Annotated in this window: 7 protein-coding genes; 4 read left to right on the plus strand and 3 right to left on the minus strand. The window is 42.2% G+C overall.

The genetic code is table 11. The features are described 5' to 3' along the window. The first annotated feature begins 33 nt into the window (after positions 1–33). Positions 34–963, plus strand: a complete 930-nt coding sequence (locus ACFQ1M_RS11390; protein WP_386408286.1) for a dihydrofolate reductase — start codon at positions 34–36, stop codon at positions 961–963. Between the two features lie 329 nt (positions 964–1,292). Then, the gene (gene fabD, locus ACFQ1M_RS11395; protein ID WP_386408288.1) at positions 1,293–2,180 is read left to right on the plus strand and encodes an ACP S-malonyltransferase; all 888 of its coding nucleotides are present in this window, start codon (positions 1,293–1,295) and stop codon (positions 2,178–2,180) included. Between the two features lie 84 nt (positions 2,181–2,264). Here fabD and ACFQ1M_RS11400 read toward each other — a convergent pair whose 3' ends face one another. From ACFQ1M_RS11400 to ACFQ1M_RS11410, 3 genes are read right to left on the minus strand one after another with little or no spacing between them, the layout of a single operon-like run. After that, positions 2,265–3,539, minus strand: coding sequence for a metal-dependent hydrolase family protein (locus ACFQ1M_RS11400; RefSeq protein ID WP_386408290.1), 1,275 nt, complete (start codon positions 3,537–3,539; stop codon positions 2,265–2,267). A 40-nt stretch (positions 3,540–3,579) separates the two neighbouring features. After that, positions 3,580–4,605 (minus strand): UDP-glucose 4-epimerase GalE, encoded by a 1,026-nt coding sequence (gene galE / locus ACFQ1M_RS11405; RefSeq protein WP_386408292.1) that lies wholly within the window; start codon positions 4,603–4,605, stop codon positions 3,580–3,582. Next, positions 4,602–5,735 carry a DegT/DnrJ/EryC1/StrS family aminotransferase gene (locus ACFQ1M_RS11410; protein ID WP_386408294.1) on the minus strand — a complete coding sequence of 378 codons (1,134 nt, stop codon included), beginning with the start codon at positions 5,733–5,735 and terminating at the stop codon, positions 4,602–4,604. The genes galE and ACFQ1M_RS11410 overlap by 4 nt, the downstream gene beginning before the upstream one ends. A gap of 101 nt (positions 5,736–5,836) precedes the next feature. Between ACFQ1M_RS11410 and ACFQ1M_RS11415 the strand changes: the two genes are divergently transcribed. Then, on the plus strand, positions 5,837–7,078 hold the full coding sequence (locus tag ACFQ1M_RS11415; RefSeq protein ID WP_386408296.1) for a 3-deoxy-D-manno-octulosonic acid transferase: 1,242 nt from the start codon (positions 5,837–5,839) through the stop codon (positions 7,076–7,078). Positions 7,079–7,189: 111 nt separating this feature from the next. Next, complete coding sequence (locus ACFQ1M_RS11420) at positions 7,190–7,564, plus strand: hypothetical protein (protein WP_386408298.1); 375 nt, start codon at positions 7,190–7,192, stop codon at positions 7,562–7,564. Positions 7,565–7,948 lie beyond the last annotated feature (384 nt).

A 7,948-nucleotide genomic window follows, 5' to 3' on the forward strand; every position in this document is an offset into this window, starting at 1 on the left:
AGCTTTGTTATAACGACCTAAAGGTATCAATTTATGCTCTTCAAAAAGAATAAGTCCACCGCCATTGATTCGGACCAACTCGAATTGGCACAATATGCTCAAAATAGGATCAGGCAAAAAAAACGCCTATATTATCACTTTGTATTTTTCATCGTTGGATGTATCGCTCTCTTATTTGTAAATCTGGCATTGGATTATGGTAGGGAAGTAAAGCCCTTTGGTCTTAACTGGTCGATTTTAGCTATCGCTGTTTGGGGCACATTGTTTTTAGCGCATCTCTTTGATGTGTTCGTAACCAGCAGATTTATGGGAGCCGCGTGGGAACATAGACAGATGCAAAAATTGATGGTGAAACAGCAAGAACGCATTCAAAAGTTAAAGACCTCACTTTTGAATGAGGAAAAGCTCATGGCCGAATCCGAGATCCAACGGGATAAATTAAAATTAACAGCCTCCGAGCCTACCAAAAAACAAACCATCACCATTATAGCTGCAGCTGATGAAAATAACGCAATAGGCAAAGACAACGATTTGATCTGGCATTTATCCGATGATCTAAAACATTTCAAAGAGCTAACAAAAGGGCATCATGTGATCATGGGAAGGAAGACATTCGAATCCATGCCAAGTGCATTGCCAAATCGAACCAATGTTGTGATCACGAGAAGAACAGATTACTCTCCCGAGAATACCATTGTGGTAAATTCTCTTAAAGAAGCCCTTAAGGTGTCACAAAGCGACAAGCAACCTTTTATCATCGGCGGGGGAGAGATCTACAAGCAAGCTATGGAGTTTGCCAATAGAATAGAATTGACACGCGTACATCATGAGTTCGAAGCCGATACCTATTTTCCAGAGATCAACGAATCGATATGGAAGGTAGTGGATGAAAAGTTTCATCCAAAAGATGAAAAACATCTATTTGAGTTCACTTTCATAAGATATGAACGTCGTGATGCTTAGCTGCTCGTCTTCCGTTTATCTATGATTTTGGTCGTTTATCTAAAAAAAGTATTTCCAAACAAGCCTATCACTGTTTTTACTACCAACCAAATACCTTTGAACTAAGAAAGTTTTTAGATCTTATTTTTTTAGATTAATTGGTTATTGGTCTAGTGGTAGAATTAAAGTGTTGGAGTGATGATTTTGATGTTTAGAACTGGATTTAACACTTTATGAAAGCCTCAGAAGAGATTGGTTGTGGTTGGCCAATCTCTTCGTTTTTTTGCACTTTTTGTATTCACTTCCCTTCAATTTATATTCTTATTTTTGTCTTATAAAACCAAAGACGCATGAATGCATACATATTTCCTGGACAGGGAGCACAATATACGGGAATGGGGCTTGACCTTTATGAAAGATCACCTGTTGCACAGGAGCTTTTCGAGCAGGCCAACGATATCTTGGGTTTTCTTATCACCGATATCATGTTTGAAGGTTCTGCTGATGATCTAAAAGAAACCAAGGTTACCCAACCTGCTATTTTCTTGCATTCGGTGATTCTAAGCAAAGTCTTGGGCGATAGCTTCAAACCAGCCATGGTGGCAGGTCATTCGTTAGGGGAATTCTCTGCTTTGGTTGCCAATGGCACGCTTCAGTTTGAAGATGGCCTGAAGTTGGTCGCACAGCGCGCTATGGCCATGCAAAAGGCTTGCGAACTAAAGCCAAGTACCATGGCTGCGGTCTTAGGTTTAGATGATTATGCTGTAGAAAAGATCTGTGCATCGATCGATGGTATTGTGGTCCCAGCAAATTATAACTGTCCTGGACAATTGGTGATATCTGGTGAAGTTGAGGCCGTCAACAAAGCTTGTGAATCTCTAAAGGATGCCGGTGCCAGAAGAGCCTTGGTACTGCCTGTTGGTGGGGCATTTCATTCTCCACTGATGGAGCCTGCTAGAGAAGAATTGGCAGCAGCAATTGAGAGCACCGTTTTCAATACACCTAATTGTCCAATATATCAAAATGTAACGACCACAGCCGTCACCAGTGCTGATGAAATAAAGAAAAATCTGATGGCACAACTCACGGCACCAGTAAAATGGACACAGTCTGTACAAAACATGATCGCCGATGGTGCCACACTATTCACTGAAGTTGGCCCAGGAAAAGTATTACAGGGATTGGTGAAAAAGATCGACAGAAATGCCGAGACCGCTGGTGCAACAATTGAAGAATAAAGCAATAAATGAACTTTGACATATAAAAAGGCCCGAAAGTTACTTACTTTTCGGGCCTTCGTATTTTTTCTTGATCAATGATCGTTATCGTTTGAATATCTTTCCTTCCTTCATCACAAACACCACATTCTCCATGGTGCTGATGTTCTCTGTAGGATCATCGTTTACCGCAATGATATCCGCCAAATACCCTTTCTTTAATTTTCCCAAATTATCTTTCATGCCTAACAGCTCGGCATTGGTAACCGTGGCCGATCGTATGGTTTCCATAGGAGACATGCCAACTTCGACCATATAACCAAACTCCTTACCATTTTCTCCATGCGGAAATACTCCGGCGTCTGTACCAAAGGCGATACCAACACCTCTTTTATAGGCTTTTCTAAAGGTGTCTTGGATCTTCGGACCAATTTCTAAAGCTTTAGGAACGATGATCTCTGGATAATATCCCTTTATTTTTGCCTTTGCTGCCACGAACTTTCCTGCGGTAATAGTTGGCACATAATAGGCATTCTTTTCTTTCATCAAGTCCATCGTCGTTTCACTCATCAATGTTCCATGCTCGATAGTCTTAACGCCATTGCGAACCGCACGCTGCATCCCCTCGTCACCATGCGCATGTGCCGCTACCTGCATTCCGTATTCTTTGGCGGTGGTAGTGATCGCCAATATCTCTTCTTCCGTGAATTGAGGATTCTGGCCACTTTTGGCAACGCTGAGAACACCGCCAGTAGCGGTTATCTTTATCCAGTCGGCCCCATTCTTGTAGCGTTGCCTTACCGCCTTTCTAGCATCATCAACACCATTTACAACACCTTCCTTAGGCCCCGGGTCTCCCATGAGCTCGCGTTTGCGACCATTGGTAGGGTCGGCATGTCCACCTGTGGTTCCCAGCGCTTTTTCTGCGGTAAAGATTCGAGGTCCTCTCACTTTTCCTTTGGCAACGGCATTTCTCAATGCAACATTAACTCCACTACCTCCGAGGTCTCTTACTGTAGTGAACCCTGCCATAAGCGTACGTTCGGCGATCTCTGCAGCGTTGAAAGCCACATCGGCCTCATTTAAGGTAAATGGTTCAAGGTACTTTCCTGGATTGGTCTCTCCTTCGATATGCACGTGCATGTCTATCAGTCCCGGCATCACGGTCTTATCTTTTAGATCTATGGCGACAGCATCGCTGGGAACCTTTGAAAAACCATTCTCTACCGCCATGATCTGATTTCCATCAACGATAACGGTCTTATTTGTCAACACCTTTCCTTTTTCGGTATCGATCAATTTCCCGCAATGTAGGTAAGCCTTTTGGGCAAACATTCCTAAGGATAGGAGAAATGTGAAAATAAATAGTGATCTTTTCATTTCTTAGTTGATTTACTTTTTTGAATCAATTAATGCTATGTTAGTGCGTTTTTAATCTTAATTTCTGTTCCCATTTCCAGGCAGAATCCATGGCTCCATCTAATGTCGACATTGCTTTCCATCCCAATTCTTTGTTGGCTTTCGTTGTGTCGGCATAGGCTGCTACAACATCTCCTGCCCTCCTATCCGCTATACGATATTGAAGTTTTTTTCCAGATACTCTCTCAAAACTTTGTATGACCTCCAATACAGAACTACCTTTTCCTGTCCCTACGTTAAATACCTCATAGTTTGAAGCACTTTTCTCATTGATCAATCGTTGAAGGGCCACCACGTGAGCCTTTGCAAGATCTACTACATAGATATAATCACGGATGCAGGTACCATCTTCTGTTGGATAGTCATCTCCAAAAACAGAAAGTTCACCTCTAATACCTATGGCCGATTGCGTGATGAATGGCACTAAGTTTTGGGGAACACCGATAGGCAACTCGCCGATCTCGGCCGAGGGGTGCGCTCCGATAGGATTAAAATATCGCAGTGAGATTGCATTCAAGTGTTCATTTACCTTACAAGTGTCCCTAATGATCTCCTCTCCTATCTGCTTTGTGTTTCCATAAGGAGATTCGGCTGGTTTGATCGGGGCCGATTCGCCAATAGGAAGTTTTTCTGCCTGTCCATACACGGTACATGACGAGCTAAAGATAAAACATGCCTTTTCTTTGTTCTTCAGCTCTTGAAGAAGATATATCAAGGTGTTAATATTATTTTCGTAGTAGGACAAAGGTTTCTCAACGCTTTCTCCAACTGCCTTGGAGGCCGCAAAATGTATGACACCATCAAGATCATCATGTCTGTTGAAAAAGTCTTTAACACGGTTCTTGTCTTTCAGGTCAAACCTTTCGAACAAAGGCCGTGTTCCAGTAATGCTAGTAATACCTTCCAAGACATCTTCATTGGCATTAGAGCAATCATCGATGATCACCACTTCAAATCCCTCGTTTTGAAGCTCAACGACCGTATGCGAGCCGATAAATCCAAGTCCTCCGGTAACTAGTACTTTCATTTGTTTACGAATTCTAAGACCTTCGCCGTGATGAAGGAAATTTGTTCATCTTCCAACTCCGTATGCATCGGTAGGGAGATGACCTCTTCGACCAACTGATTGGTAACCTTAAAATTGTTTTCATCATAGCGGTCGTCTGCATAGGCCTTTTGCTTGTGCAATGGAATGGGATAATAGACGCCGCAAGGAATATCGTTATCGTTCAAGTGCTTTACTAAGGCATCTCTATCCACGCCTTTTAATCGCAAGGTATATTGATGAAATACATGGCAATCGCAACTTTCACAAATAAAAGGGGTAATGATCTTTTCATTATCCAAAAAGGCCGCCGAGTATTTTCTGGCAGCATCTTGCCTCGCTTTGTTATAGGCGTCGAGGTGTGGGAGTTTCGCCCTTAAGATGGTCGCCTGTATAGAATCCAATCGCGAGTTTACACCTACTACATCATGATGGTATCGTTTGTACATCCCATGGTTGACTATCCCGCGAATCGTATGTGCCAAATCATTATCATTGGTAAATATTGCGCCTCCGTCACCGTAACATCCTAGGTTCTTGGAAGGAAAAAATGAGGTCGATGCAACATGTCCGATGGTTCCAGCTTTTTTCTTAGTACCATCCTTCGAAGTATAGGTTGCCCCTATGGCCTGTGCATTGTCTTCAATGACGAAAAGGTTGTGCTCCTCGGCAATTTCCATAATGGCATCCATGTTGGCACATTGACCAAAGAGGTGCACAGGAACTATTGCCTTGGTCCTCGGTGTGATCGCCTTTTGTACCGCGTGAATGTCAATGTTGAAGTTAATAGGGTCGACATCCACCAATACTGGTGTCAAACCTAAGAGTGCTATGACCTCAACGGTAGCAGCAAAAGTGAAATCTGCTGTGATCACCTCATCGCCAGGTTTAAGACCTAATCCCATCATGGCTATCTGCAGGGCATCGGTACCGTTGGCACAAGGGATCACGTTTTTAACTCCTAGATACTCTTCCAATTCTTTTTGGAACGAATGTACTTCAGGACCATTGATAAAGGCAGAAGATTCTATGACTTCCAATACAGAAGCATCTACCCTATCCTTTATATGTGCATATTGACCTTTTAGGTCTACCATCTGAATTTTCTTCATGATATCTTCATACTATTATTCTAACAATATTACGAAATTGTACAGGGGTAGCCAATGATTTTCATGCAGAACTTGTATTTTAGCTTCAACTAGTTTTGCCTGTGAGTGTCTTATATAATATCGCTGTTATCATCGTTGGTTTTGCCTTAAAGATCATTCGATTTTTTAGTCCCAAGATCAAGCTTTTTGTCGATGGAAGAAAGACGATTTTTCAACAGCTAAGAAACCATATCGATACAGAAGACCACATTATTTGGTTCCATGTGGCTTCCTTGGGAGAATTTGAACAAGGCTTGCCAGTCATCGAAAAATTGAAAACGGAATTTCCAAGCTATAAGACCTTGGTAACCTTCTTCTCTCCTTCTGGATATGAAGTGAAGAAGCATAGCAAGGCGGCAGACCTTATTACCTATTTGCCTCTAGATACGAAAAGAAATGTTTCTGAATTTTTGGATCTTGTCCAGCCCAAACTCGCGGTCTTTGTGAAATACGAGTTTTGGCCCAATTATCTTTCAGGATTACGACACCGAAACATAAGAACTATCCTTATCTCTGGAATCTTTCGAAAAGAGCAGGCCTTTTTTAAATCCTATGGTGGATGGATGCGAAGATCATTAAGGACTTTCGACCATTTCTTTGTACAAGATGAAAATTCTAAAACCCTTCTCAACGAACTTCAATTTGAGAATGTCAGTGTTAGCGGAGATACACGTTTCGACCGCGTTGCAGAGATCTTGGAGCGCGATAATACATTGAAGTTTGTCGAAGCATTCAAGCAAAATAATCTATGTGTCACAATTGGGAGTTCTTGGCCAGAGGATGAAGCGTTGTTGGTGCCATTTATAAATGAAACAGCAGTTAACGATGTAAAGTTCATTATCGCGCCGCACCATGTAAAAGCTGAGCAGGTGGCAAGTCTAAAAAATGCCATTACCAAAAAGACGGTCTTATTCTCAGAAAAAACAGATAAGGAGCTAGAAGACTATGAAGTACTGATCATTGACAGCATTGGATTGCTCACAAAGGTCTACAGCTATGCAGACATCGCCTATGTTGGAGGTGGTATGGGAAGTACTGGGCTTCATAATACTTTGGAACCTGCTGTTTTTGGTATTCCGGTCGTCATCGGCAAAGTGTATGAGAACTTCAAAGAAGCTAAAGACCTGGTTCGCATTGGCGGTATTCTTTCGATAGCGTCAAAAGAGGAATTGGCTCGAACACTACACCGACTGCTCACTGACAACGCTGAGCGTGATCGAATTGGTACCATTAATAGAGAATTCACACAAAAAAATAGAGGAGCAACCATCCAAATCATGGATTTTCTACGTACAAGGGTATAGAAACATGTTGTTTGTCGATTTCTTAAAAAAATGTTAACACATATTTTGAGTTAAAGATAAATTATGTTAACATTGGAGCAAATCAATAAATTAACTTTAAAATCTAAGTTTATGAAAAGAGTGATTTTTGCATTGACCATGATACTTGCCCTAAGCGTATCATTTGTATCATGTAGAGAAACTAAGGAAAAGTCTGAAGAGGTCTCTGAGAAAGTTGAAGAGATGGCAGAAGACGCAAAAGACTCAGCTAATGAGGCGATAGATGAGGCTAACGATGCCGCTAAGAACGCGATGGATAAAGCGGAAGAAGCTGCCGAAGATGCCAAAGAAGCAGTAGACGGCGCTGTGGAAGATGCCAAAGAAGCTGCGGGTGACGCTAAGGAGGCTGCTGAAAAAGCGGCATCTGATGTTAAGGACGCTGCGGATAAGGCTGTAGAAGATACTAAAAAGGCCGCCAAAGACTTAAAAGAACAAGTGGAGCAATAAGTCATCTCCACAATAAAAATAGAAGCGCCCTTTGATGGGGCGCTTTTTTGTTTTAAAGAAGTTGATCTTGTTCAATTAACGTTCAGCTATACCCCGAAAACAGTAGGATTGCTCGGCCTGCGCCGAGCCTTCCAGAAAAGGCCCACTGCTGCAAATGCAAAGTTGCAAGAAGCCATGCTTCTTGTCCTTTTTAATTTCTTCCAAAACATCCAAAGAGCGAAGCCTTATGAGTCAGGAGTGAGTAGGATTGCTCGGCCTGCGCCGAGCCTTCCAGAAAAGACCCACTGCTGCAAATGCAAAGTTGCAAGAAGCCATGCTTCTTGTCCTTTTTAATTTCTTCCAAAACATCCAAAGAGCGAAGCCTTATGAGTCAGGAGTGAGTAG

The organism is Sungkyunkwania multivorans (assembly GCF_042675645.1).
Lineage (GTDB): Bacteria > Bacteroidota > Bacteroidia > Flavobacteriales > Flavobacteriaceae > Sungkyunkwania > Sungkyunkwania multivorans.

Excerpts from the sequence above, each read along its gene's own strand:
- ACFQ1M_RS11390 (WP_386408286.1), top strand. The coding sequence starts at position 34 with ATGCTCTTCAAAAAGAATAAGTCCACCGCCATTGATTCGGACCAACTC.
- fabD (WP_386408288.1), top strand. The coding sequence starts at position 1,293 with ATGAATGCATACATATTTCCTGGACAGGGAGCACAATATACGGGAATG.
- ACFQ1M_RS11400 (WP_386408290.1), bottom strand. The coding sequence starts at position 3,539 with ATGAAAAGATCACTATTTATTTTCACATTTCTCCTATCCTTAGGAATG.
- galE (WP_386408292.1), bottom strand. The coding sequence starts at position 4,605 with ATGAAAGTACTAGTTACCGGAGGACTTGGATTTATCGGCTCGCATACG.
- ACFQ1M_RS11410 (WP_386408294.1), bottom strand. The coding sequence starts at position 5,735 with ATGAAGAAAATTCAGATGGTAGACCTAAAAGGTCAATATGCACATATA.
- ACFQ1M_RS11420 (WP_386408298.1), top strand. The coding sequence starts at position 7,190 with ATGAAAAGAGTGATTTTTGCATTGACCATGATACTTGCCCTAAGCGTA.